Origin of the sequence: Exiguobacterium sp. s83, assembly GCF_018617095.1 — a bacterium.
GTDB classification, from domain to species: Bacteria; Bacillota; Bacilli; order Exiguobacteriales; family Exiguobacteriaceae; genus Exiguobacterium; species Exiguobacterium profundum.
Genome location: NZ_JACSJP010000001.1, coordinates 940,432 through 965,500 on the forward strand (window position 1 = coordinate 940,432; position 25,069 = coordinate 965,500).

Below are 25,069 nucleotides of genomic sequence, written 5' to 3' on the forward strand. Positions count from 1 at the left end.
TTCAGACGACAAGGGAGCCGACATCATGTCTGCTCCCCATCGGATTATCTTGATTCAAACGATGTCATCCGAATCGAATGGAATAACTTTCCGTTATTCCGCGATTCTGCCGCGAGCAAGATTCGTTCATGCGCATCGACATAATATGTGACAGTCTCTTTATTTTCTTCTTCACTAAAAATCGATGGATAGTTTTCAATCCACTCTTCCGGAACGGTCTCAGCCGATTCTGATTTCACATACGCTTGCGCGGTACGTCCGACCAAATCGGTTTCGCCTTCACTTGAACCAAGCGTCCCGTCATCGAGCCATTTACGAATCTGTTCGTTCGTTGCACGTGACAAGAATGGATGAGGTGCGACTGCTCCGGAGTTCGTCTCCTGTCGAAGAACTTCTTCCCCGTCCGGATTGAACTCTAAGTAGGTCTCTCCATCCCATTCTGCTTTCGCGCCAACATTTGGACCCGTCACGACTTCAGATACAAAATGTCCGTCCTCATCATATGTGACAAGGTACTCTCGTTCTTCGAGCTCTTCGCCTTCTTTTGGAAGTTTGCGTTCTTGATATCCGATCACGACATTCGAGTAGAATGGTTCGACTTTCTCTTCCTCTTCCCCGCTCAAATCCATGAGCACATAGAAGTTATAAGCGAGTAATGCCCCGACAATGAGGATGCCGGCCAATATCACCCAGCTCAACCTTTTTTTTATCTGTTGTTTCATAGCCTATCCTCCTCGTTTCTTCACTTACTATCCTACACTAGCGAGAAGGACAAGCAAAATATTTTTGACCGAAAAAGGGCCTCATCTGAGACCCTTTCGAATTAACCTAGTTTATCTTCATCTTTCTTTTGCATCTCTAGCCATTTATCTCGTTCATCCGGTTCGTCGGTAAGATCCTTGAATAAGGCAATCATCATAAAGATGAGCACGAAGATGAATGGGAAGGCTGCGAGAATCGCAACAGCTTGTAGAGCATCTAATCCACCAGCATACAACAATACGGCTGCGATTGATGATTGGATGATTCCCCAAGTCATTTTAATCCCCATCGGCGGGATGAGCTTCCCGTTCGATGTAAGCATACCGAGGACGTATGTCGCAGAGTCAGCCGATGTAATAAAGAATGTCGAAATCAAGAAGATGGCGATTACACTGAGTAGCGTCCCAAAACCACCGAACGTTTCAAACAGTGCGAACAGCCCGACCTCAGTACCGATTTCGTTTACTTGATCAATTAAGCTATATCCTCCGAACAAATCAGCCCAGATGGCCGAACCGCCGAAGACGGAGAACCATAATAATCCGAATGATGTCGGGACAAGTAAGATTCCGATGATAAATTCCCGAATCGTACGCCCTTTCGATACACGTGCGATAAACGTTCCGACGAATGGTGACCAAGAAATCCACCAAGCCCAGTAGAAGATAGTCCAACCGTTCACCCATTCACGTTCAACGGGTTCAAATGCGGCTGTACGGAAACTCATGCTCGGGAGCTGCTGCAAATAAGTTCCGACCGTTTGTGTGAACAAGTCGAAAATGAAAGCTGTCGGTCCCGCAAACATCGTCGCTACAAGTAGGACAATTGCCAAGAAAATATTCGTATTACTTAAAATTCGAATTCCTTTGTCAAGACCTGTCGAAGCACTGATCATGTAGAGCACCGTTACGACGGCAATGATGATCAACTGTGTCACGAAAGCGTTCGGTACCCCAGGGATGAGGTAATGAAGGCCACCGGCAATTTGTTGAGCACCAAAACCAAGTGAAGTCGCTACCCCGAATGCCGTCGCAATGACCGCAAGGATATCGACCGTTTGCTTCACGGGTTGTTCGTAGCGGTTATGGACGAGCGAACCGATCGTCTCCCCAATCGTCGCGGGACGACCTTTTCTAAACGTCGAATATGCGATGGCGAGCGCAATCATTGCGTAAATCGCCCATGGATGGAAGCCCCAATGGAAAAATGCATAACGCATAGCAGTCCGTGCATCTCCTTCAGGTGTAGGTGAAGCGAATGGTGGTGAGTGGAAGTGGAGCAACGGTTCAGCCGCTCCCCAGAAGATGAGTCCAATTCCCATCCCGGCACTGAATAACATGGCAAACCATGATAAATAACTAAATTCTGGACGATCTGTATCCTTTCCAAGTCGAATCGAACCATATCTTGAAAAGATTAAAAAGATGGCAACCAGTAAAAACCCGGTGGCGCTCAAGAGATAGAACCAACCCATCCCGTTTGAGAGCCAGCCTTGTAACGTACTCGTCACGTTTAACAGACTGGCATTACCTAATAAACTCTCGGGGAAAAGTCCCCAAATCGTAAATAAGCCAGTTATGATTGCAGATACGACGAATACGGTCGTCACACGGCTTTTTCGTTCCATAAAATCACTCCTATTTAATTTTCTATTTTCATATACGTTTTCCACCCTAACATACTTTTGAAACAAGTCACAACCCTATGTGTACATAAATGTATTGTTTACCGTCCAATAGATAGGTGTCTTGTCATCAAGTTGTTTCTTTGGGCTCCAGTGAAACAATCAATGTTTCATCGACCACATAGTAAGGTCTTTTTGGCAACGTTTTTAAATAACCCCCCTCTCGTAAACGGGTCAAATCGAGTTGAAGCGCGTTCTGAAATGTTTGTAACGGTAATTTCTTCTCCTGGTCCATATACAGATCGAGTGCCCGTTGCACTTGATCCATTTCATAAATGACGTCGCGTTCATCTTCCGGTACGATATGAAACGTCTCTTTTGACATGAAGAAACGTTGTTTCGGGATTCCCGAAAGGTGATGTTTCAAGCGTTTGGTGTCGATTTCTTGCGAGTCATCCAGTAGGACGGTGCGATTCACACCTTTTGGCAGTGTCTGTTCATATTCGTGAATCGCCTGACGCAATTCTGAAAGGGTGATATCAATTTCTCGATCCGGTTCCACCTCTTTTTGTTGCGTCAATCGTTTCCACCAACTCTTTCCGAGCTTCTCTTCTTTATCCATAAGCGCACCCCTCCCTGTCTTCCTGTTCCCGAATCTTTTAAAACTTTCACCTTAAAATTGCATATTCATGAAAAAAACCTTCCTTTTTTCAAAGGAAGGTCATGGACTAGCACTTATTTCAATTTGTTACGGAGAACCATTTGCAGGATTCCACCGTGACGGTAGTAATCAATTTCAACTTCAGAGTCGAAACGAGCGATGACTTTGAACTCTGTCACCGTTCCGTTTTCATGTGTCGCTTTTGCGTTCAAGATATCGCGCGGACGTACAGACTCATCGACTTGAATATCAATTGCTTCTTCACCAGTCAATCCGAGTGATTCAGCCGATTCACCGTCTAAGAACTGAAGCGGGAGCACACCCATCATGACAAGGTTCGAACGGTGAATCCGCTCGAAACTTTGTGCGATGACCGCACGGATTCCAAGAAGATTCGTCCCTTTCGCTGCCCAGTCACGAGATGATCCCATTCCGTAATCATTTCCTGCAAGGACAACAAGACCTGTTCCCTGTTCCTTGTACTTCATAGCCGCATCATACATTGGCATGATTTCACCAGTTGGCCAGTACGTCGTAAAGCCACCTTCAGTTCCTGGAGCAACTTGGTTGCGGATACGAATGTTTGCGAACGTACCACGCATCATGACTTCATGGTTACCACGGCGAGAACCATATGAGTTGAAGTCGATTGGCTCTACCCCTTTAGAAAGGAGGTATTGACCGGCTGGTGTCGTCTTCGAGAATGATCCAGCTGGCGAGATGTGGTCGGTCGTAACCGAATCCGCAAACTTCCCGATGACACGTAAGCCATTCAATGCATGAACCTCGCCCGCTTCTGGTTCGAGTTGTTCGAAGAACGGTGGGTTTTGGATGTATGTCGACTCATCTGAGAAGTCATACAAGTTTCCTTCCGGAACATCGAGTGCGTTCCAACGCTCGTTACCAGTGAAGACCGTTTCGTACTCTTTACGGAATGCTTCTGGTGATACGACGTCTTGGACAACCATTTTGATTTCATCGTTTGATGGCCAGATGTCTTTGAAGTATACTTCATTTCCATCTTTGTCTGTACCGAACGAATCATTCATGATGTCGAAGTTGACTGACCCGGCAAGAGCGTAAGCGACGACGAGCGGTGGTGATGCCAAGAAGTTTGCCTTCACGAGCGGGTGAACGCGCCCTTCAAAGTTACGGTTACCAGAGAGGACTGACGACACGAGCAAGTCGTTTTCTGTGATCGTATCTTCGACTTCACGGTCAAGCGGACCAGAGTTTCCGATACATGTCGTACAGCCGTATCCGACCGTGTTGAAGCCAAGTTCGTCCAAGTAAGAAGTCAAACCAGCCTTATCCAAGTAGTCCGTTACGACTTTCGAACCTGGTGCGAGTGATGTCTTCACGTATTTCGGAACGGTTAAGCCACGTTCAACGGCTTTCTTCGCAACGAGTCCAGCACCGACCATGACGTATGGGTTCGACGTGTTCGTACAGCTTGTGATGGCTGCAATCGCAACATCTCCCGTACTCATGTCGACTGCGCCGTCCTCGTACTTGACTGTCGCCGTTTTGTCGAGTTCAGAACGGTCAAGTCCGAAGCCACTGTTTCCTGCAGGAGCACTCAAGCTATCGATGAACGATGTTTGAACGTCTGAGAGGTTGATTCGGTCTTGTGGACGTTTCGGACCCGCAAGTGAAGGCTGGACTTTCGACAAGTCGAGTGTCAACACTTTTGTGAACGTTGGATCAGCTTGATCTGGTGTATAGAAGAGATCATTCGCTTTAGAGTATTCTTCGACGAGTGAAATCAACTCCTCAGAGCGACCAGTCGTACGCATGTAGTTCAATGTTTCCGTATCGACCGGGAAGAATCCACATGTCGCACCATATTCAGGCGCCATGTTTGCAATCGTCGCACGGTCTGAAAGTGGCATCGTGTGGAGCGACGGTCCGAAGAATTCAACGAATTTCCCGACAACTTTTTCATGACGGAGCATCTCTGTCACGACGAGCGCCACATCTGTCGCTGTCACACCAGGGTTTACTTCACCGATGATTTTGACACCGACGACGTCTGGCACTGGGAAGTATGATGGTTGACCGAGCATGCTTGCTTCCGCCTCGATTCCGCCGACACCCCAGCCAAGAACACCGAGTCCGTTGATCATCGTTGTGTGCGAATCCGTTCCGACGAGTGAATCTGGATAAGCAACTGTACCTTCTGCATCATTCTTCTCGAGGACGACAGATGCCAAGTACTCCAAGTTTACTTGGTGAACAATCCCCGTTGCAGGTGGTACGGCACGATAGTTGTCAAATGCCGTCTGAGCCCAACGTAAGAACTTATAACGTTCTTCGTTACGTTCAAATTCGATGTCCATGTTTTTCATCAATGCGCCAGCGAAACCATATGCGTCTACTTGAACTGAGTGGTCGACGACGAGATCGACAGGAATTTCTGGGTTGATTTTGTTTGGGTCTCCACCGAGGTCTGCCATCGCTTTACGAAGTGAAGCAAGGTCTACGACCGTCGGTACACCCGTGAAGTCTTGAAGTACGACACGTGCCGGTTTGAACGGTACGTCAATGTCTTTCGAGACGTCGGCAGTGCCCCATTTTGCCAAGTTCTCGACATGTTCTTTCGTGATGGCACGCCCGTCTTGTTGACGGAGAACCGATTCAAGAAGAACGCGAATCGAATACGGAAGACGGCTGATGTCCGTCAATCCTTCTTCTTCCAATTTTTTCAAACGATAAAAATCATACGATTGCCCGTTCGCTTCGAACTTTGTCCGAGATGCGAAGGCGTCTAAAACATTCGTCTGTTCCATTGCAATTTCCCCCTTTTTGAAAGCGCCGACCACACGACAATGCGTAATCGCTTACTTTTCACATATTTATCATAATACAAGTATAGCGTGACGTAAAATACATTCCGTCACAAATTAGTCATAAGTAAAACTTATCAAAACTAAAATGACTTAATTCACAACAAAAAAACACCTCAGAAACGAGGTGTTTACATCTTATTCTTCCGTACCGATCTCTTCGTTGACGTCAAGTGCCTCAACAAGCGTCAAGTCATCTGCGTGACGCTCAGCGAACCGTTCATATGTGAACTCGTTCGCGAACAGGAAGACCGGACGTTCCCAACGGTCTGTAACGAGCATGTTCCGTGAATCTTGGAACGGTTTCAATGCCTTCAACTCTTTATCTTTGACCCAACGAGCAACGCTATATGAGACTGGTTCCATTCGAATATCGACGCCATATTCATTGTTTAAACGATATTCGAATACCTCGAATTGAAGTTGTCCGACCGCGCCGAGATAAATCTCGTTATATTCGTTGCGATACACTTGAATCGCCCCTTCTTGCGCAAGCTGTTCTACCCCTTTGTGGAAGTGTTTCGACTTGAGCGAGTTGACCGGCGAAACGCGCATGAACAATTCCGGTGGGAAAGTTGGCAGCGCCTCAAACGCAATCTTCTGCTTCGATGTGGTGATGGTATCTCCAATTTGATACGTCCCAGAATCATAGATCCCGATGACATCACCAGCAAACGCTTGGTCGACTGTTTCTCGATCGTTCGCCATCAATTGTGTCGATTGGCTCAATTTTATCTTTTTCCCAGTACGAGTGAGCGTCACATCCATCCCACGCTCAAACACACCTGAACAGATGCGTACAAAGGCGATGCGATCGCGGTGTGCCGGATTCATGTTCGCCTGAATCTTGAAGACGAATCCACTGAAGTCTTCTGATGTCGGATTGATTGGACCGACGTTCGACTTACGTGCCTCAGGAGCCGGAGACATCTCTAAATAGTGATTCAAGAACGCAGTCACCCCAAAGTCGACGAGCGCTGTTCCGAAAAATACCGGTGTCAATTTACCGCTCTGGATCGCCTCGACATTAATCTCGTTCCCCGCTCCATCGAGAAGGTCGATTTCATCGCGGAGGTTCATCAAGTTCTCTTCCGACAAATGATCGGCGAGAATCGGATCGTTCACTCCGTCCTCACCCAGTTGAAGTGTCGACTTCTCCCCACGGAACAAGTGGACCTCATTTTTCATTCGGTCGTAGACACCTTCAAACTGCATTCCACTTCCGATTGGCCATGTAATCGCGACAGAAGGCATGCCTAACACTTCTTCGAGCTCTTCCATCAATTCAAGCGGATCTTTTGCCTGACGATCCAACTTGTTCATAAATGTGAAGATTGGAATCCCACGCATCCGACAAACTTGGAATAGTTTTTTCGTCTGTGTTTCAATCCCTTTCGCAGCATCAATGACCATGACCGCGCTATCGACTGATGTCAACACGCGATACGTGTCTTCACCGAAGTCGTTGTGTCCTGGTGTATCCATGATCGATACAACCTTGTCTTGATAGATGAATTGCATGACAGACGATGTGACCGAGATCCCACGTTGTTTCTCGATTTCCATCCAGTCAGATTTTGCGTGTTTTGAGTTTTTGCGCGCCTTGACCGTACCTGCCTCGCGAATCGCACCACCGTGCAAAAGTAATTTTTCTGTTAATGTTGTTTTCCCCGCATCCGGGTGAGAGATAATGCCGAATATCCGACGTCTCTCGACTTCCTGTTTCAATTGGCTCATATAGGATAGACCTTTCCTTTCTCGTCTCAGTTCATGCTTATTCTCGTAGCAACGCTATCTATTCTAACGAAATCAATTCGGTTCGTCTATCCTAATGGGACGTACGCCTTTTGCAAATGGATTCTTTTTTGTATACTAACGATGAAAGCAAGTGAATGTATAGAACGGGGGAAAGACGATGCCAGAAAACTTGATGATGTATTTCATTGTATTCTGGGGATTCGTCATGATTGGACTCATGACGATTGGCGGGTACTTCATGTTTCGTAAGTTTTTAAAACGAATGCCAAAAGAAGATGGACGTTCCCTACTTGACATCGAAGATGATTATATAGAAAGAACGCGTCATCTCTGGACTCCGGAGACGCGGACGCTATTAGATCGTCTCGTCACACCGGTACCCGAGTTGTTCCGCGACGTGGCGATCCGAAAAATCGCAGGTAAAATCGGTCAATTCGCGCTTGAATCGCGTGCAAAAAAAATGACGACCGAACTTGTGGTAAAGGGTTACATCGCCGCAACACCGAAGCGCGATCACAAGTTCTTAAAGAAAGCGCTAACCGAAGAACAGATTGATTGGACGCCATACGAACACTATTTTCAGCAGTAGACTCTATCTCATTCAGATAGAGTTTTTTATTTGTCGAATTGTGCGATTCGCCTAATGGGTCAAAAGTACCTTTTCTCGAGCTTTATATTACATCGAAATAACGTTCACGAATTAGACAATATTGAAAACGCTTACAGTAAATTGGTATGACCAATATTAATATAACGTCTTTCATTTCGACACGAAAAAAAGGAATGACTGAATTGTTTTTCACAACGCATAATGGATTTATCTTACAGTCAAGGAGGGTCTATTATGCATGATGTAACACAAGTTTCACAAACAACAAGCCATCAATCTGCCCACATGATTACCGAACATGAGACATTTCATCGGTTAATGCAGGAAAAAAATCGCTTCATCGTTCCAGCTATCATCTTCTCACTCATCTTTTATTTCACACTCCCGATTCTGACGAGCTATACGACGATCTTGAATACACCACTCATCGGGGACATCACTTGGGCTTGGGCGTTCGCCTTTTCCCAGTTCATTATGACTTGGACACTTTGTGTACTTTATAGTCGACGTGCCCGTCGCTTTGACGCACTCGTCGAACAATTGAAAGACGAGGTGAGATCATGAATTGGACCGCGATCGCCCTCTTTATCGCCATTGTCGGACTCACGCTAGTGATTACATACTTTGCAGCAAGAAAAACAAAAACTGCCAGCGATTTTTATACGGCAGATGGTGGATTGACCGGATTTCAAAACGGTCTTGCCATTGCAGGCGACTATATGTCTGCCGCATCGTTTCTCGGAATTGCAGGTATGATCGCGCTTGCGGGATTCGATGGGTTTTTCTATTCAATCGGTTTCCTCGTTGCCTATCTCGTTGTCCTCTATCTCGTCGCCGAACCATTGCGAAATCTTGGGAAATATACGATGGCAGACATGATTGCGGCACGTTTTAACAAGCCTCGCGTACGTGGTGTCGCAGCGATGAATGCGATTGTCATCTCCATTTTTTACATGATTGCGCAACTCGTCGGAGCGGGTGCTTTGATTGAACTGTTACTCGGAATCCCTTATACGACAAGTGTCGTCGTCGTCGGAATCTTAATGACAGTCTACGTCGTTTTCGGTGGCATGACGGCCACTTCTTGGGTACAAATCACGAAAGCCGTACTTCTGATGATTGGGACGGCAATCATTTCATTTCTCGTGTTCGCTCGTTTTGATTTCTCCGTCACGACGATGTTTAATGAAGTCAGTAAAGCGACCCCACTCGGAAGTGACTTCTTGAACCCTGGGAACAAGTTCAAGCTACCGCTCGATACCATTTCATTAAACATGGCGCTCGTGCTCGGTACGGCAGGGCTCCCTCATATTCTGATTCGCTTCTTCACCGTCAAAGATGCACCGACTGCTCGGCAATCCGTCGTCTATGCGACATGGATCATCGGTGCATTTTATATCTTGACCATTTTCCTAGGTTTCGGTGCCGCAGCATTCGTCGGACGTGATGCCATTCTCGCCGCAAACCCTGCCGGCAACATGGCGGCCCCTCTTCTCGCGCAAGTGCTCGGTGGTGACCTCTTGTTCGCTTTCGTTGCCGCAATCGCGTTCGCGACAATTCTTGCCGTTGTCGCTGGACTCGTACTGTCAGCTGCTTCCGCCTTCGCCCATGACTTCTACGGACATATCATTCGTAATGGGGAAGCGACAGAAACTGAACAAGTGAAAGCCGCGCGAATCGCTTCAGTTGCGGTCGCCCTCGTCTCAATGGGACTAGCTTTTTTCGCCCAGTCGATGAACGTTGCGTTTCTTGTCTCGCTCGCCTTCGCCGTTGCGGCGAGTGCGAACTTACCTGTGATTCTCTTTACGATTTTCTGGAGACGCTTTAATACAGGTGGCGCCATTTGGGGAATGGTCGTCGGTTTGTTCTCCTCACTGATTCTAGTCGCACTCAGCCCGAACCTTTGGGCTCCGGACGGTTCGGCCATCTTTGTCGGTGAAGCCCTATTCCCACTATCCAATCCCGGGATTGTATCAATCCCCCTCGGTTTCATCGCTGCCGTGATTGGTACACTGGTCACGAAATCAGATGAAGCAGCAGGAAACTATGAACGCGTCCTCGTCAAGGCGAACACTGGAATCGACGCGGAGACCGAAGTCGCCGCTACGAAAGCAGACTAAATAAAAAATGGAGTGGCTCAACGCCACTCCATTTTTACGTGATTGCGATTCGTTTATATTTTTGATACATGGCGATTCGCCACGGGACAATCATCCCCCAAGCAATCAAATAAAACAATCCGCCGGTCGAGAAGATATCGACCTCATGACCGACCCAAACCTTCATTGCTGTACGGATGGCAAGGAGTGCGAACACGACCACGAAAAATGCTTTCGATCGTGAGAGATACACTTCGCCGTCCCGTTTTTCAAAGTTTGATGTCTTAATCAAAAACAGACTGAAGATGAGCCCGACCGCAAGGGCCTCAGCCACTTCGACCCATGATAAGCGAAACGCGGGAATCAAAAACTGAATCATCCCGGTCGTCATCGCAAGTGGTGGGATTAAAATTTTCTTCGCATTCGTCGGCTTTGCCGATGCTTTTACACGAACAAAGCTCGCTACGATACCCATTAACAACGCGACGAGAGTCGACCCCCATAACATTGACATCTCGGTCAACCCCTTAAAATCCGGTGAATCCGACAAGCTCGCTCATCCATGCAGCGAACCGATTCATTCCGTCAAAATATAATAGTACGCCGAACACCATCATCAAATAGCCTCCGACTTTTGCCACTTTTGCACTGTTGCGTGCTAAGTACTTGATCTTGCCAACGAATGCGACCATCACCAAAAATGGAATTGCAAATCCGATGACATACGCCAACATATAGCCGAGCCCTTGACTCGGGTTCGTGGCGGCTAGTGCGATCACACCAGCTAAAATCGGACCTGTGCACGGTGTCCAACCGGCCGCAAATCCAATACCAATTAAAACGGTACCAAAATAACCGCTCTTTCGTTCGCCGATATCCATTTTCTTTTCACGCATCATAAATTGCGGTTGCCATAAGCCCGCCAAAAAGACGCCGAACACGAAAATCAAAATGGCGCCGAACATGCGTAGACTGTCCTTGTATTGGATGAAGACGTCTGCGATCAACGAAGTCGACAACCCTAGCACGAGAAAGACAATCGAAAAACCGAATAAGAACGAAAATGTGTGGAACCAAGCTGTACGCTGTTTTAATCCTTCATTTTTTAACTCAGATACGGAAACCCCAGTGATATACGAGAGAAAGACCGGATACAACGGGAGCGTACATGGTGACAAGAACGATAAGACGCCCGCCCCAAATGCGAGCCATAATGTGACTTCCATGACGATTTCCACCTTTCACGACCATTATAGCGAAATCCTATTTAAATTGCTCGAATCTTTTCTTTCAAACCTCAACATCATTTTGTAATTTTTGAAATGGAAATGAAACTTGTCATCTGTAAACGGAGGTGCTAAGATTTGGATATTCCAGTTCACAAAATTCTAATTTACATGATGGGGGAACGAACGTGGCAGTCACCGCAGCAGATACACTACACCAGGCCATTGAACAAAAACGTGATGAACTGTATAAAATCGCGTCAAAGCATTCTTGGACCTCACCTGAAGTCATTTCAGTAAGCCAAGAACTTGACTCTCTAATCACTCGTCATGTCCTATCAAAGCATAATAAAGAGAAACTTCATTCTTGAAACTTGACGGCTCGTCACCTAGTGTGACGAGCTTTTTCCATGGAAAAAAGGACACCTGAATAGGTATCCTTTCCAAATCAAGACATCAGACGTTGTCCGGATTGCAATTCATACATCTTTTTGTACAGTCCGTCTTGTTTCAATAACTGTTGATGGTTGCCGCGTTCCACGATTTCACCGCGATGCAAGACTAATATCAAATCTGCATCTTGAATCGTCGACAGGCGGTGAGCGATTGCAATCGTCGTCCGACCCCGACGCATCCGATCGAGCGCAGTCTGTACACGCTCTTCTGTTTCGGTATCGATGGAGCTTGTCGCTTCATCGAGAATAAGCACCTTTGGATTACGTGCGACCGTACGGGCAAAAGCGAGCAATTGACGCTCCCCGCTTGAGAACGTCGCTCCACGCTCTCCGACGACATGGCCATAGCCAGCATCCAACTTTTCAATGAACGTATGCGCTTGGACGAATTCAGCAGCTTCACGCGCGCGCTCAGAATCGATGTCCGGATTGAACAGCTTCAAATTCTCTTCAATTGTTCCGGTGAATAAGAATGGGTCTTGTAGGACAAGCCCGACCTGATGACGAAGCTCTTGCTCCTCGAACTGTTCGAGCGGTTGCCCGTCAATCGTGATGCGACCAGATTCATATGGGTAAAAACGGGTCAACAAATTGATGATTGAACTTTTACCACTCCCAGTATGACCAACGAGCGCTACCGTCTCACCAGGTTTCGCCACGAACGAAATTTGTTTCAACACGTCAACTTCTCCGTCGTAACTGAACGTCACGTCTTCGAACCGAACTTCCCCATCAGTGATCCGCGCTTCACCAGGCATCCGTTTACCTGGAGCCGGTTCATCCGTATCTAAAATTTTGAAGACACGATCCGCCGATACGACGGCTTGTTGAAATTCGCTCAATCGTTGCATGATATCGAGTACAGGACGGAAAATACGTTCAATATAGCTGATGAAAGCATACACGACCCCTACCTGAACCTGTTCACTCATGGAGAGCACCCCATAATAGCCGAGCAGACCGATGATGGAGAAGGCAAGAAGGAGTTCGATGATTGGGCGTAGCAACATGCTATCGAGTTTTAAGTTCCGATATCGTGCCTCCTGATGCGCTTCGTTCGTCTCTTCGAACTGACGGATGAGACGCTCTTCTTGACGAAATTGTTGAATGATGCCCATCCCGTTGATGGATTCGTTCAACTGGGCGTTGAGTTGTGACAACAAATCCCGGACTTGTGCGAAATATTTCGTCGAGAAACGACGATACGCCCAAATGATGAGCCAAAAGAGAGGCAACAAGATGAGCCCCATCGTCGCGAGCGGCGGCTCTAAAATGTAGAGGAAAATATACGTCCCGATCAACTGAACAGCGGACTGAACGAACGTACTCATCACTCCGACATAGAGCTCTTTCACCGCCTCCGTATCGTTCGTAATACGCGATACAAGGACGCCCGCTGGTGTACGGTCAAAATAAGCGAGCCGCATCCCCATGACGTGGCGGAAAATATCCATCCGAATATTTTGAACAATCTTCAGCGCAATCTTTTGAAACGAAATCGATTGTAGATAATCAAACACGATTGCAGATACGTGAAGAACCATATAGACGGCGAAGAGAGCGATGACCCAGTTCGTTGGATAGACACCCGGTGTGACGAATTCATCGATGAACACTTTGATTAGAAACGGCCCTGCCAACTTTGCACCTGTCGCAATCAAGAGAAATACGAAGGCGACACTGAGCGGTTTACCATACCGTTTCGCGTAACTGAGCAGTCGCTTGATGACTTGCCATTCTTGGACATCATGTTTCATCGTGTCCACCCCCTTCTACAATCGCTTCAAGTTGCTGACGATCATATGTCTCTCGATACCAGCCTGTCTCCTGAAGCAATGCCTCATGACGACCTCGCTGAATGATATTTCCGTCCTCAATCACGAGAATCTCGTCAGCATGTTCCACGGCGGAAAGTCGATGGGCGACGATGACGCGCGCCTGGTCCGGATTGCCGACTCGAAAATGCTCGATAATCGACTCTTCCGTTTTCGCATCGACCGCAGATAACGCATCATCTAATATCAAGACGTCAGCCGCTGTCATGAGCGCCCGTGCGATGGAAATCCGCTGTTTCTGGCCACCTGATAATGTGACCCCGCGTTCACCGACGAGTGTCGCATAGCCTTCCGGAAGACGGACGATATCTTCATGCACCTCAGCGACCTTAGCCGCTTCGATGATTTCTTCCATGCTCGCATCGGGTCTTCCGAACGCGATATTGTTCGCAATCGAATCCGAGAACAAGAAGTGATCTTGCGGCACGACCGCAATCTTATCCATCAGAAGTGACTTTTTCACTTGGCGGATGTTGATCCCGCCGATTTTAATCTTTCCATCTTTCACGTCATACTCACGTGTCAACAGACGGACAATCGTTGTCTTCCCTGCACCTGTTCTGCCGACAATCCCGATGGTTTTTCCACGCTCAATCCGAAAATGAACATTGTGGAGCACAACGGTCTCGTCATAGGCGAAGTTTCGAATATCAACTTCCACCTCTGAATGAGAGAGCGTCGTCGCAGCCATGCGGTCGTCTTGAATCTCAGGTTTGACGGCGAGCATCCGCTCAATCCGGTCGTAAGACGCACGTCCACGCTCCACGATGTTGAACAACCATCCAAAGGCTAACATTGGCCATGTCAACAGTGCCAAATAAGCTGTGAAGCTGACGATCTGTCCAATCGTCAATTCTCCTTGTTCAATCAAGACGGCTCCATACCCGACCGAAAGGATATAAGACAATCCGACAATTCCGAAGATGGTCGGGTCGTATAAGGCATCAATCTTCGCGACTCGTACGTTTTTGGCCATGACTTCACTCGATAAATTCTCAAACGATTCCACGTCCCGACCGACTTCCCCCGTCGATTTTAAGACACGGACGCCACTGACACTTTCTTGCACTTTGTCATTCAATTCTGAAAATGCCGCTTGGGCGACCCCGAATCGGCTATGTAACATCTTTCCATATCGCGTCGTCAAAGCGACCATGATTGGTAACGGTAGTAAGGCAACGAGCGTCAATTTCCAACTGATTGTTGTAATCATCGTGATGATGACGAACGTCCCAAGTGTCACGCTATCGACGAGTGTTAAAATCCCCGCACCGGCCGTCATCGATACGGCTTGTACATCATTTGTCGCATGGGCCATCAAATCACCGACCCGTGACTTTTTATAAAATCGCTGATCAAGATCTGTGAAATGCCGATATAGTTGGCTACGAAGCATTCTTCCTAGACGAATCGATGCGCCGAAGATAAAATAGCGCCAAAAGAAGCGGGCGATATAGTTTCCAATTCCAACAGCGGCAAGTCCCCCTAATAATAGCCAGAGTGTGTCGGACGAAAGCGAACCACGGTTGATCTCATCGACAATCCGTCCGATGATGCGTGGTGGAATCAGTTCTAGACCAGCCACGAAGATCAGTAAGACGATGCCGAGCGCGTACGTCTTCCACTCAAGACGCAAAAACCAAGATAATTGTTTGAATACACGAATGTGAAACGCCCCCCTTTGTCTTTAGATGAAGATTATTTATTAATCGTAGCGAAAGTCTGTTCGATTGTCTAACAAAAAGAGGAAACAAAAAAGCACTTCGGGAACCGAAGTGCTTTCGTGATTGATTATGATTTCTTTTCGTTTTTCATCTGCACGTTCATGGCGCGCATCACTTGGTTGACTTTCTTCTGTGATGGCTTTTGACCCATCTGCATCATCAACGTACGAATCATATCTTCATTGATTGGCGGGTTCTGTTCAAGGTAGTTCATCATGTATTTACGCGCGATAAAGAATCCAATCGCGATACCCCCGATGAGTGCTGCCACGACAAGAAGAATCCAGAATAATGTACTCAAGGCTTTACCTCCTCTACCATATGAAACATCGTTTTTTACTATACACTAAATTGAACAACTTCGCTAGTCGTCCAGAAAAAAAGTGACGGCCAAACAATTGGCCGTCACAACAATCTAACTTGAGATTAAAGTGATTTTACTGCATTGACGACGTTGTCGACTGACATGCCGTACTCTTTCATGAGGAGGTCACCAGGTGCAGATGCTCCGAACTTGTCGATTCCGAGCACTTTACCACCGAATCCTACATATTTGTACCATCCAAGTGTCGCACCCGCTTCAAGTGATACACGTTTCGTGACTGAAGATGGAAGAACAGATTCTTTGTACTCTGCAGATTGCGCTTCGAAGAGTTCCCATGATGGCATCGAGACGACTGCCGCTTTCACACCTTCTGACGCGAGCTGTTCACGCGCTTCAACGAGAACGTGTACTTCAGAACCTGTACCGAGCAAGAGAACGTCTGCATCTTTCGATTCACCTGCAACGACGTAAGCTCCTTTTGCTGCCGTTTCAATAGATGTACCTTCGAGTTCTGGTAACGCTTGACGAGTCAAGACGAGAAGTGAAGGAGTCGTTTTCGATGTCACTGCTTGTTTCCAAGCTGCAATCGTTTCTTTGCCGTCAGCAGGACGAAGAACAGAGAGGTTCGGCATCGCGCGGAAGCTCATCAAATGTTCGACCGGCTCGTGCGTTGGGCCATCTTCACCGACTGCGATTGAGTCGTGCGTCAAGATAAACGTCGATGGAAGTCCCATAAGTGCTGCGAGACGGACTGCAGGACGGAGGTAATCCGAGAAGACGAAGAACGTCGCACCGTAAGGAAGGACACCACCGTGAAGGGCCATACCGTTCACAGCTGCAGCCATCGCGAACTCACGAACACCGAACCAGATGTTACGGCCAGCTGGATCTTCATCGAAGTCTGCCGCACCTTTGATCATCGAGTTGTTCGATCCGGCAAGGTCAGCCGACCCACCGAAGAGTGTCGGTACTGCTTTTGCGATTGCGTTTAACACTTCACCGCTCGTTTGACGTGTTGCTTTTTTCGAACCGATTTCGAATGTCGGCAACTCGCTATCCCAACCTTCAGGAAGCTCATTGTTCATCGCACGCTCGAACTGTGCTCCGAGCTCAGGGTGTGCCGCTTTATACGCTTCAACGAGTTCGTTCCAGTCTGACTCATATTTCGCACCAGGCTCGACAACTTTCTCGTTGAATAAGTCATATACTTCGTTTGGAACGTAGAATGACTCGCCTTCCCATTTGTAGAACTGTTTCGTCAATTCGATTTCAGCGTCTCCAAGTGGCGCACCGTGTGATGCCGATTTACCCGACTTGTTCGGTGAACCGAATCCGATGACCGTTTTGACTTCGATCAATGTCGGCTTCGACGTCTCTGCTTTCGCAGCATCAATCGCTTTTGCGATTGAATCGATGTCCGTTCCGTCTTCGACACGAATAACTTGCCATCCGTAAGCGTTGAATCGGTCTTCTACGCTTTCAGAGAATGACTTATGAAGGTCGCCATCGAGAGAGATGTCGTTTGAATCGTAAAGAACGACGAGTTTACCAAGTTTCAAGTGACCTGCAAGAGAAGCCGCCTCAGCAGATACACCTTCCATCAAGTCTCCATCACCGCAAATGCCGAACGTGTAGTGGTCAACGACGTTGAACTCGTCGCGGTTGTAAGTCGCTTCTAAGTGTTTCTCTGCCATGGCCATCCCGACAGCCATCGCAATCCCTTGTCCAAGTGGGCCCGTTGTCGCATCTACCCCAGCCGTGTGGCGGTACTCAGGGTGACCAGGTGTTTTCGAGTCCATTTGACGGAATGATTTCAAATCGTCCATCGACAAATCATAGCCAGACAAGTGAAGGAGCGAATACAAGAGCATCGATCCATGACCCGCTGAAAGCACGAAACGGTCACGGTTGAACCAGTTCGGGTTTTTCGGGTTGTGACGCATTTTATCTGTCCAAAGTGTAAACGCCATTGGGGCAGCGCCCATCGGCATCCCTGGGTGACCAGAGTTCGCTTTTTGGACCGCATCAATTGAGAGCGTCCGAATCGAGTTAATCGCTAATAATTCTTTAGTAGTTGTTTCCACTAATTTCATCCTCTCTGTGTTAAGAAGGTTTTCTACCCGTCATATTTTATCACACTCAATCGTGTGTCACAACTAATTAATTAGTATAACACATTTGATGAAATCGTTTCCTTCTATTGCATGAAATAATGTGTAATCCGTTCGTCTGATGCGTGTTCGTGTATAACAAAAATGCACATCCTATACGAAATAGGATGTGCATTCGGGATCACTCACCGCGATAACGTTTTTGGTCTTCTTTCAACTTCTCTGGGGTAACGTCGTTCCCATCTGGGTCGACGACTTTCATCCCCATCATTTGTGATTTGAACGATTGACGAAACGCCTTCAAATATTCTTGACGCAAGTCTTGTTGCTCGTTCATTTCGTCTTGAGACAGTCCTTCTGTCTTCGCTTTGTTGGCGAGGAAATTGATTCGCTCCAATTGTCCTGGTGCTAACATCTGACTCGCCCCCTCTCTAGTGAATTTGTTCTTATACTTTACAAAATCAAAGAGGAAGAATCAAGTTTCAGCTACTGACTGGTGCTCGAGATAACGTCGATTGACGGTCGCTTTCGAGACTTCATAACCAAATCCTCGAAGGGTCGCCGCAATCTCAGCAAACGTCAAGCCACGCTCGCGTAATTGAATAATCTCTTCAATCGGCACTTCGATTCGATGTCGCCCGCCTTGATCGTTATTTTGAATATTGCGCTGTGGGTTAAATCCGTTGGCGACGGCACGGCGCATCCCACGAGAAATTTTAGCGTTATGAATCTTACGCTGATACTCTTCGACAACACTGACAATCTCCAATACCATCTTCTCGGCATCGGAAACGACATAGTCCGACGTCGACTGCATCGTCAGCAATCGCACGTCATGCTTCATTAGAGTATGCAAGATCGCAATCTTGGCATTCCCTCGTCCTAAACGACTGTCATCCGTGACGAGAACAGCATCGAGCTGAGAAGTGGATACATGGTCAAGTAAATCAAGTAGCCCTTGCCGATTGACTTCATAACCGCTCTCTTGCTCTGTGATGACATCTATGACGTCGGCCCCTAATCCCGAAGCCAGCTGCTGTAATTCTTCGACTTGCCGACTGAGTGATGTCTCTTGGGTAGACTTGTTCGTCGATACCCGGCAATAGATGACGACTCGCATCGCACCACTCCCTTTCATTGCATTCATTTGTTACGATACACAGTTCAAGAATAGTTCGCAATGAAGAACAATCACTCAGCGGCATACCATTTCATTTTTCGTTCGTTATGCTCTTCACGCTCTGCCATGATCTGTGCTTCGAGCGATTCCGCTTCGACGTATGCGACCTCTTGTTCAATCGTCCGCTCTGACGTGACGACCGGATCGACAACTTTTGGTTCCCCTCGCATTTCACCAGCCAAATAAAAAGCGAACATCCCGACCAAGAGCATCCCGACTAAAATGATTCCGTTGAGTGTGTCTTTCATGATTGAATTGCCTCCCGTATAAGAATATATGTTCGTTAGAACGTTTGTTCGTTTATCTGTTCTCATCATAAAACAAGAACCCGTGTTCGGTCAACACAAAAAAACGAACGAATGTTTGTACGCTCATGTGTTCTTGTGTTACACTAGACACATAAAGAATAGGATGCGATTGCAGGTTATTCGATTATATCGAGGTGAACATAATGAAAAAAATGTCAGCGCGACAACAACAGATTCTTGATTTCATCAAAGACGAAGTACGGGCTAAAGGTTATCCGCCTTCTGTTCGTGAAATTGGAGAAGCCGTCGGTTTAGCATCTAGTTCGACCGTACACGGTCATCTAGATCGTTTAGAGAAACGCGGATTGATTCGTCGAGATAAGACGAAGCCTCGCGCGATTGAAATTTTGACTGACGATATGCCGACAATAGAAGAGCAGGAGTCCGTCATGTACGTACCGGTCATCGGGAAGGTCACTGCCGGGACGCCGATCACCGCCATCGAGAACGTGGAAGAACACTTCCCGCTCCCGGCACATATCGTCGGGTCAGATAATGTATACATGTTGTCTGTCTCTGGGGATTCGATGATCAACGCAGGCATCTTGGACGGGGACCGGGTGCTCGTGCGCCAACAGAGCACGGCCGACAATGGAGAGATTGTCGTCGCCATGACGGAAGAAGGCGAAGCGACCGTGAAGCGGATTTACAAGGAAGCTTCAAAGGTCCGCCTTCAACCGGAGAACGACGAGTTAGAAGCGATGTATTTTGACAACGTCTCGATTTTAGGAAAGGTTATCGGTGTATACCGTACGATTCATTAATGGCTAGTGGCAAGACCCATACCCGAACGAATCTCGTGGCAACCGGAGCACTCGCGGTTGCCACGCCTTTTCTTGAGATCGATGTTCCATTCTCTTTGATCATCGGCGCCATTATCGGTACACTTTGGCTCTCCCCGGACCTCGATTTAAAATCAGACGCCTATTATCGATGGGGACCACTCAAATTGATCTGGCTCCCTTACGTAAAGCTTATGCCGCACCGTTCGCTCTTCTCGCACCTACCTGCTTTGAGTGATGTGATTCGGATTGCATATATCGGGTTCCCGCTCGTGCTGATCTTGCCCTTCACGGCATACGAAGAGGCAATCCGCTCATGGGTGGACATTCATGGCATGTCTTTCTTTTTAGGGCTCGTGTTTGCGACGACACTGCATACGACGCTCGACTATACTTCAACGTTTTTCAAAAAAGCGTTTTAACCAACAAAGGACCACCTTCGTGAAGTACAGAAGGTGGTCCTTTGTTTTAATTGGAATGATAACGTGTTATAGGGTATCCATTTTATGAATGAAATGCTTAAACTAATACGACCCGATCTTTCCTGCACGCAAATTATCGAGATGAGTTGGAAGAAATCCGATATTGTCAAACTATGAAGGAGGAGAACTTGATGGTAAAAGCATTAAATGAGCTGATGGACTTTATCGAACAGCACTTAACGGAAGAACTTTTAGATTCAGAGATCACAAAAATCACCGGACTATCTGCTCATCATTTTAAGAGAATGTTTTCGTATATGTCAGGAATGACACTTCACACTTATATACGAAATCGACGGTTTTCTATCGCAAATGAAAAATTGGTTCATGGTTCAAGCGTAACAGAAATCGCATATCTCTATGGATATCAATCGGTCGAAGGGTTTTCCAGAGCGTTTCGAGATTGGTCTGGTCATTTGCCTTCTGAAGTTATGAAGAATCACATTCAAAAGTCGTTCCCTCGCTTCACGTTTTATATCGATATAAAAGGAGGAACATTAATGGAGTTCAAGTTAGAAGAAAAAGAAGCTTTTCAAATCGTTGGAGTTTCAAAGCGTGTCCCTATTCAATTCGAGGGAGTCAACGAAGAAATCATGGAACTCGCGAAGTCGATTACGGAACAGCAACGGGCTCACATGCATGAATTGGGCAATTTATATCCGCATCGTGCCTTGAACGTATCGTTCAACTTTGAAGACGGTCACTTAGAAGAAGAAGGTTATTTGACACATATGATCGGTTTTGCCACGACAAGAGAAATTAAGTATGACGATGTCGAAGTGATCTCAATCCCAAAAAGTTTATGGGCAATCTTCCCGAACACTGGACCATTCCCAAGCACTCTACAAGAGACGATGGCAAGAACCTATGCAGAATGGTTACCTTCTTCGGGATACGCACTTCAAGACTTACCAAGCATTTCATTTAGCAAAATAGAAACAGGATATGACAACGTATATAGCGAGGTTTGGGTCCCTGTGAAGGTTAGAGAAGAGCCGGAATCATAAAGATATCTCCGCTATTATGATTTATCAAAAAGAGTATGGACAACCCAAATTGAGGGATGCTCCATACTCTTTAATGTATCTCTTCTATTTAGTAGAGCGTCATGTACTGATCGCGTTCCCACTCTGTTACTTGCATACGGAACATATCCCACTCGATTTCTTTCAACTCGAGGAAGTGTTCACCGATATGCTCACCAAGTGAGTCCATCACGACTTTGTCCGCACGAAGGACTTCGAGTGCGTCGAAGAGTGTGGCCGGGAGATCGTCGATTCCGTTTGCTACACGCTCTGGCTTGTCCATCACGTAGATGTTGCTATCGATTGGTTTAGGTGCATTCAAATCTTTTTCGACCCCGTCAAGACCTGAAGCCAAGAGGGCAGCAAGTGCAAGGTACGGGTTCGCCGCCGGGTCAACCGAACGTACTTCGATACGAGTCGAGAGACCACGTGCCGCTGGTACACGTACGAGTGGCGAACGGTTACGTGCGCTCCATGCAACATAGCAAGGTGCTTCGTAGCCTGGTACGAGACGCTTGTATGAGTTGACAGTCGGGTTACATACTGCCGTGAAGGCACGAGCGTGCTCCAAGATACCGGCTGTGAACGCGCGAGCTGTGTCTGAAAGTTCCATGTCGCCGTTTGGATCGTAGAAGACGTTTGTGTCGCCTTTGAAGAGTGACATGTTCGCGTGCATCCCTGAACCGTTTACACCGAATAGCGGCTTCGGCATGAACGTCGCGTGAAGACCATACTTCGCTGCAATCGTCTTAACGACGAGTTTGAACGTTTGGATGTTATCTGCCGTCGTGACAGCATCTGCGTATTTGAAATCGATTTCGTGTTGTCCTGGTGCTACTTCGTGGTGTGATGCTTCGATTTCAAAGCCCATGTTTTCAAGTTCGATGACGATCTCTTTACGGCAGTTCTCACCGAGGTCAACTGGTGCCAAGTCGAAGTATCCACCTTGGTCGTTGAGTTCAAGAGTCGGGCGACCTGATGCGTCTTTTTTGAACAAGAAGAACTCTGGCTCTGGTCCAACGTTGAACGCTGTGAAACCAAGTTTTTGCATCTTCTCAAGGTTACGCTTGAGTGTACCGCGCGGGTCACCGCTGAACGGTGTGCCGTCTGGGTTATAAATATCGCAAATTAAGCGAGCAACTTTTCCGCTGCCATCTGTCCACGGGAAGACAACCCACGTGTTGAGGTCTGGATACAAGTACATGTCTGATTCCTCGATGCGGACGAATCCTTCGATTGACGATCCGTCAAACATCATCTTGTTATCAAGTGCTTTGTCCAATTGACTGATCGGCACCTCGACGTTTTTGATTGTTCCGAGGATGTCCGTGAATTGAAGACGAATAAAGCGTACGTCTTCCTCTTGTGCGATGCGTTTAATGTCTTCTTTTGTGAACGTTTTTCTGGCCATGGTAAAATGTCCCCTCTCACATTGCGTAATGGTTGATGTGTGCGGCGTTATCGATAGAAACGTGAAAGCTCACCTTGAATGAGCGACGTCTTATTGAAACGACCGGCTTCTTGAAGCTGTGTTTTCAACAAATGATGTAACTCTTTTTCCGAAACCTTCGGTGCTTCACTGACCGGTGCGGTCGGAGCAGATGCTTCCGCTTCTTTTTCACCTTCTTGCTCTAACATGTGGCGAATCGCCGCCAAGTTAAAGCCTTGATCAATGTAATCCTTGATTGCGAGTAGACGTTCGACATCATTAAAGGAATAAAGTCGTCGTTTCGATTCCGTCCGACTAGGCGAAATCAGACCCTGTTCTTCGTAATACCGAATCTGTCTACCTGTCAGTTGCGTCAAATCTTGGACGATTCCAATCGGAAACAACGGGTTGGAGCGACGAAATTGATCGGCCATCCTTCCCCCTCCTTTTCTGTCTCACAATGTGAGAATAATATATGACAACAATCCTGTCAATAGATGTTAATAAAGTTAACATGACAGATTAGTTACAAATGTGTCGGCTGATTTTGGTCATTGAATTTGACCAATCCTTTACCGTGTAATTGGCTCAACGCCAACATGAGCGCGACTTTTACGTGAGCATACGTCAGACCACCTTGGACGTACGCCGTGTACGGCGCCCGAAGCGGACCATCGGCAGACAGCTCGATGGAAGAACCCTGAATGAACGTCCCAGCTGCCATGATGACGTCATCTTCATAACCCGGCATATAGGCCGGCACCGGTAACGCATGGGCATTAACCGGCGATGCCATTTGGATGCTCTGACAAAACGCAATCATCTTGTCGCGGTCACGGAACGTCACCGACTGAATCAAGTCCGTTCGTGGAGTCGTATAGTGGGGATCTGTCTCGAATCCGATCAAAGACAATAGACTTGCCGTCAAATGGGCCCCTTTTAATGCCTGTGCGACTGTATGAGGTGCCATATAGAAGCCTTGATACATCTCTTGAAGCGAGTAGAGTGATGGTCCGGCTTCACTTCCGATACCTGGGGTCGTCATCCGGAACGAACACCGTTCAATCAACTCTTTCGTACCAGCGATATAACCGCCCGTCTTCGCCAATCCACCGCCTGGGTTCTTGATGAGGGAACCAGCCATCAAGTCAGCCCCGACGTGCGTCGGTTCGATCGTCTCGACAAACTCACCGTAACAGTTGTCTACGAACACATACACATGCGGATGTTCCGCTTTAATCCGTTCGATGGCCACTTTGATTTCATCGACTGGAATACTGCGACGATTCGCATACCCTTTCGATCGCTGAATCCCAACGAGTTTCGTCTCAGGACGAATCCGTTCGAGGACGCGGTCGATGTCGATTTCACGTTCCTCTTTTAACTCGACAGTATCGTAATGGACACCGAGTTCTTTCAACGAACCGCGACCATCGCCACGGATGCCGACGATTTCTTCAAGCGTGTCATACGGCTTCCCCGTGATATAGAGCAGCTCATCACCTGGTAGAAGGACACCGAACAAGGCAATCCCAATTGCATGGGTACCGGAGATGATCTGCGGTCGGCATAGCGCGAGCTCGGCTCCGAACACATCCGCATAAATGGATTCGAGCGTGTCCCGGCCGATATCGTCATACCCATATCCCGTCGTCGGATTAAAATGAAAATCTGATACTTTATGCTTTTTAAACGATTCTAAGACGCGATACTGGTTGAATTCGGCCGTCTCGTCAATCCTTTCGAAAAACGGTTTGACCCGTGCCTCCGCTTTTTTTACGAACGGCGCGAGCGCATCATAATGTTCAATCTTTTCTTGCCACATAC

At 47.3% G+C, this 25,069-nt stretch carries 24 protein-coding genes; 7 read left to right on the forward strand and 17 right to left on the reverse strand.

Going from position 1 to position 25,069, the window contains the following annotated elements:
- Positions 1–44: 44 nt before the first annotated feature.
- The 5 genes from KNO73_RS04865 to KNO73_RS04885 form a co-directional block, all read right to left on the reverse strand.
- The gene (locus KNO73_RS04865) at positions 45–722 is read right to left on the reverse strand and encodes a hypothetical protein (RefSeq protein ID WP_078147019.1); all 678 of its coding nucleotides are present in this window, start codon (positions 720–722) and stop codon (positions 45–47) included.
- Between the two features lie 101 nt (positions 723–823).
- Complete coding sequence (locus KNO73_RS04870; protein WP_214684117.1) at positions 824–2,389, reverse strand: BCCT family transporter; 1,566 nt, start codon at positions 2,387–2,389, stop codon at positions 824–826.
- Between the two features lie 127 nt (positions 2,390–2,516).
- Complete coding sequence (locus KNO73_RS04875; protein WP_078147021.1) at positions 2,517–3,008, reverse strand: DUF3939 domain-containing protein; 492 nt, start codon at positions 3,006–3,008, stop codon at positions 2,517–2,519.
- A 113-nt stretch (positions 3,009–3,121) separates the two neighbouring features.
- A complete protein-coding gene (gene acnA, locus KNO73_RS04880) occupies positions 3,122–5,836 on the reverse strand; it encodes an aconitate hydratase AcnA (protein ID WP_012726444.1) in 2,715 nt (904 codons plus the stop codon).
- Between the two features lie 195 nt (positions 5,837–6,031).
- On the reverse strand, positions 6,032–7,630 hold the full coding sequence (locus KNO73_RS04885; protein ID WP_078147022.1) for a peptide chain release factor 3: 1,599 nt from the start codon (positions 7,628–7,630) through the stop codon (positions 6,032–6,034).
- 178 nt (positions 7,631–7,808) lie between these two features.
- On the opposite strand from KNO73_RS04885, the gene KNO73_RS04890 reads away from it, so the two are divergent.
- The 3 genes from KNO73_RS04890 (at position 7,809) to KNO73_RS04900 (ending at position 10,381) form a co-directional block, all read left to right on the forward strand.
- Complete coding sequence (locus KNO73_RS04890; RefSeq protein ID WP_031423504.1) at positions 7,809–8,240, forward strand: DUF2621 domain-containing protein; 432 nt, start codon at positions 7,809–7,811, stop codon at positions 8,238–8,240.
- 306 nt (positions 8,241–8,546) lie between these two features.
- Positions 8,547–8,825 carry a DUF485 domain-containing protein gene (locus tag KNO73_RS04895; protein ID WP_240499876.1) on the forward strand — a complete coding sequence of 93 codons (279 nt, stop codon included), beginning with the start codon at positions 8,547–8,549 and terminating at the stop codon, positions 8,823–8,825.
- On the forward strand, positions 8,822–10,381 hold the full coding sequence (locus KNO73_RS04900; RefSeq protein ID WP_078147024.1) for a solute symporter family protein: 1,560 nt from the start codon (positions 8,822–8,824) through the stop codon (positions 10,379–10,381). The genes KNO73_RS04895 and KNO73_RS04900 overlap by 4 nt, the downstream gene beginning before the upstream one ends.
- Before the next feature lie 34 nt (positions 10,382–10,415).
- On the opposite strand, the gene KNO73_RS04905 is transcribed toward KNO73_RS04900, so the two are convergent.
- Together KNO73_RS04905 and KNO73_RS04910 are read right to left on the reverse strand one after the other, a co-directional pair.
- Positions 10,416–10,868 (reverse strand): CcdC family protein, encoded by a 453-nt coding sequence (locus tag KNO73_RS04905; protein ID WP_078147931.1) that lies wholly within the window; start codon positions 10,866–10,868, stop codon positions 10,416–10,418.
- Between the two features lie 19 nt (positions 10,869–10,887).
- A complete protein-coding gene (locus tag KNO73_RS04910; RefSeq protein ID WP_078147025.1) occupies positions 10,888–11,586 on the reverse strand; it encodes a cytochrome c biogenesis CcdA family protein in 699 nt (232 codons plus the stop codon).
- Positions 11,587–11,774: 188 nt separating this feature from the next.
- On the opposite strand from KNO73_RS04910, the gene KNO73_RS04915 reads away from it, so the two are divergent.
- Positions 11,775–11,957, forward strand: coding sequence for an aspartyl-phosphate phosphatase Spo0E family protein (locus tag KNO73_RS04915; protein ID WP_078147026.1), 183 nt, complete (start codon positions 11,775–11,777; stop codon positions 11,955–11,957).
- A gap of 77 nt (positions 11,958–12,034) precedes the next feature.
- Here the strand turns inward: KNO73_RS04915 and KNO73_RS04920 are convergent, their stop codons facing one another.
- The 7 genes from KNO73_RS04920 to KNO73_RS04950 form a co-directional block, all read right to left on the reverse strand.
- A complete protein-coding gene (locus KNO73_RS04920) occupies positions 12,035–13,798 on the reverse strand; it encodes an ABC transporter ATP-binding protein (RefSeq protein ID WP_214684116.1) in 1,764 nt (587 codons plus the stop codon).
- The gene (locus tag KNO73_RS04925) at positions 13,788–15,542 is read right to left on the reverse strand and encodes an ABC transporter transmembrane domain-containing protein (RefSeq protein WP_041917900.1); all 1,755 of its coding nucleotides are present in this window, start codon (positions 15,540–15,542) and stop codon (positions 13,788–13,790) included. Before KNO73_RS04925 ends, KNO73_RS04920 begins: the two co-directional genes overlap by 11 nt.
- A 125-nt stretch (positions 15,543–15,667) precedes the next feature.
- Positions 15,668–15,901, reverse strand: coding sequence for a YneF family protein (locus tag KNO73_RS04930; protein ID WP_012726454.1), 234 nt, complete (start codon positions 15,899–15,901; stop codon positions 15,668–15,670).
- Between the two features lie 125 nt (positions 15,902–16,026).
- A complete protein-coding gene (gene tkt / locus KNO73_RS04935; RefSeq protein WP_041917901.1) occupies positions 16,027–18,018 on the reverse strand; it encodes a transketolase in 1,992 nt (663 codons plus the stop codon).
- 199 nt (positions 18,019–18,217) lie between these two features.
- A complete protein-coding gene (locus tag KNO73_RS04940) occupies positions 18,218–18,451 on the reverse strand; it encodes a DUF896 domain-containing protein (protein WP_078147028.1) in 234 nt (77 codons plus the stop codon).
- 60 nt (positions 18,452–18,511) lie between these two features.
- Positions 18,512–19,156: a YneB family resolvase-like protein gene (locus tag KNO73_RS04945; protein WP_012726457.1), complete on the reverse strand. Its 645-nt coding sequence runs from the start codon at positions 19,154–19,156 to the stop codon at positions 18,512–18,514.
- Between the two features lie 71 nt (positions 19,157–19,227).
- Positions 19,228–19,464, reverse strand: coding sequence for a hypothetical protein (locus KNO73_RS04950; protein WP_012726458.1), 237 nt, complete (start codon positions 19,462–19,464; stop codon positions 19,228–19,230).
- Between the two features lie 203 nt (positions 19,465–19,667).
- Between KNO73_RS04950 and lexA the strand changes: the two genes are divergently transcribed.
- The 3 genes from lexA to KNO73_RS04965 all read left to right on the forward strand — a co-directional run bounded on the left by lexA (position 19,668) and on the right by KNO73_RS04965 (position 21,795).
- On the forward strand, positions 19,668–20,288 hold the full coding sequence (lexA, locus tag KNO73_RS04955; protein WP_078147029.1) for a transcriptional repressor LexA: 621 nt from the start codon (positions 19,668–19,670) through the stop codon (positions 20,286–20,288).
- Positions 20,288–20,728, forward strand: a complete 441-nt coding sequence (locus KNO73_RS04960; RefSeq protein WP_078147030.1) for a metal-binding protein — start codon at positions 20,288–20,290, stop codon at positions 20,726–20,728. The genes lexA and KNO73_RS04960 overlap by 1 nt, the downstream gene beginning before the upstream one ends.
- Positions 20,729–20,919: 191 nt before the next feature.
- Positions 20,920–21,795 (forward strand): AraC family transcriptional regulator, encoded by an 876-nt coding sequence (locus KNO73_RS04965; protein ID WP_215112159.1) that lies wholly within the window; start codon positions 20,920–20,922, stop codon positions 21,793–21,795.
- Positions 21,796–21,883: 88 nt separating this feature from the next.
- Here KNO73_RS04965 and glnA read toward each other — a convergent pair whose 3' ends face one another.
- The 3 genes from glnA to KNO73_RS04980 form a co-directional block, all read right to left on the reverse strand.
- Entirely contained in the window at positions 21,884–23,224 is a 1,341-nt protein-coding gene (glnA, locus tag KNO73_RS04970) for a type I glutamate--ammonia ligase (protein ID WP_031423481.1), read from the reverse strand.
- Between the two features lie 47 nt (positions 23,225–23,271).
- Positions 23,272–23,676 (reverse strand): MerR family transcriptional regulator, encoded by a 405-nt coding sequence (locus KNO73_RS04975; protein WP_078147032.1) that lies wholly within the window; start codon positions 23,674–23,676, stop codon positions 23,272–23,274.
- A 92-nt stretch (positions 23,677–23,768) separates the two neighbouring features.
- On the reverse strand, positions 23,769–25,067 hold the full coding sequence (locus KNO73_RS04980) for a methionine gamma-lyase family protein (RefSeq protein WP_215112160.1): 1,299 nt from the start codon (positions 25,065–25,067) through the stop codon (positions 23,769–23,771).
- Positions 25,068–25,069 lie beyond the last annotated feature (2 nt).

Coding starts and splice junctions, on each gene's coding strand:
- KNO73_RS04940 (WP_078147028.1), bottom strand. CDS start 18,451: ATGTTAGCACCAGGACAATTGGAGCGAATCAATTTCCTCGCCAACAAA.
- KNO73_RS04980 (WP_215112160.1), bottom strand. CDS start 25,067: ATGTGGCAAGAAAAGATTGAACATTATGATGCGCTCGCGCCGTTCGTA.
- KNO73_RS04960 (WP_078147030.1), top strand. CDS start 20,288: ATGGCTAGTGGCAAGACCCATACCCGAACGAATCTCGTGGCAACCGGA.
- glnA (WP_031423481.1), bottom strand. CDS start 23,224: ATGGCCAGAAAAACGTTCACAAAAGAAGACATTAAACGCATCGCACAA.
- KNO73_RS04900 (WP_078147024.1), top strand. CDS start 8,822: ATGAATTGGACCGCGATCGCCCTCTTTATCGCCATTGTCGGACTCACG.
- KNO73_RS04870 (WP_214684117.1), bottom strand. CDS start 2,389: ATGGAACGAAAAAGCCGTGTGACGACCGTATTCGTCGTATCTGCAATC.
- KNO73_RS04910 (WP_078147025.1), bottom strand. CDS start 11,586: ATGGAAGTCACATTATGGCTCGCATTTGGGGCGGGCGTCTTATCGTTC.
- KNO73_RS04945 (WP_012726457.1), bottom strand. CDS start 19,156: ATGCGAGTCGTCATCTATTGCCGGGTATCGACGAACAAGTCTACCCAA.
- KNO73_RS04895 (WP_240499876.1), top strand. CDS start 8,547: ATGATTACCGAACATGAGACATTTCATCGGTTAATGCAGGAAAAAAAT.
- KNO73_RS04905 (WP_078147931.1), bottom strand. CDS start 10,868: ATGTTATGGGGGTCGACTCTCGTCGCGTTGTTAATGGGTATCGTAGCG.
- KNO73_RS04865 (WP_078147019.1), bottom strand. CDS start 722: ATGAAACAACAGATAAAAAAAAGGTTGAGCTGGGTGATATTGGCCGGC.
- KNO73_RS04920 (WP_214684116.1), bottom strand. CDS start 13,798: ATGAAACATGATGTCCAAGAATGGCAAGTCATCAAGCGACTGCTCAGT.
- lexA (WP_078147029.1), top strand. CDS start 19,668: ATGAAAAAAATGTCAGCGCGACAACAACAGATTCTTGATTTCATCAAA.
- acnA (WP_012726444.1), bottom strand. CDS start 5,836: ATGGAACAGACGAATGTTTTAGACGCCTTCGCATCTCGGACAAAGTTC.
- KNO73_RS04975 (WP_078147032.1), bottom strand. CDS start 23,676: ATGGCCGATCAATTTCGTCGCTCCAACCCGTTGTTTCCGATTGGAATC.
- tkt (WP_041917901.1), bottom strand. CDS start 18,018: ATGAAATTAGTGGAAACAACTACTAAAGAATTATTAGCGATTAACTCG.
- KNO73_RS04950 (WP_012726458.1), bottom strand. CDS start 19,464: ATGAAAGACACACTCAACGGAATCATTTTAGTCGGGATGCTCTTGGTC.
- KNO73_RS04965 (WP_215112159.1), top strand. CDS start 20,920: ATGGTAAAAGCATTAAATGAGCTGATGGACTTTATCGAACAGCACTTA.
- KNO73_RS04885 (WP_078147022.1), bottom strand. CDS start 7,630: ATGAGCCAATTGAAACAGGAAGTCGAGAGACGTCGGATATTCGGCATT.
- KNO73_RS04890 (WP_031423504.1), top strand. CDS start 7,809: ATGCCAGAAAACTTGATGATGTATTTCATTGTATTCTGGGGATTCGTC.
- KNO73_RS04875 (WP_078147021.1), bottom strand. CDS start 3,008: ATGGATAAAGAAGAGAAGCTCGGAAAGAGTTGGTGGAAACGATTGACG.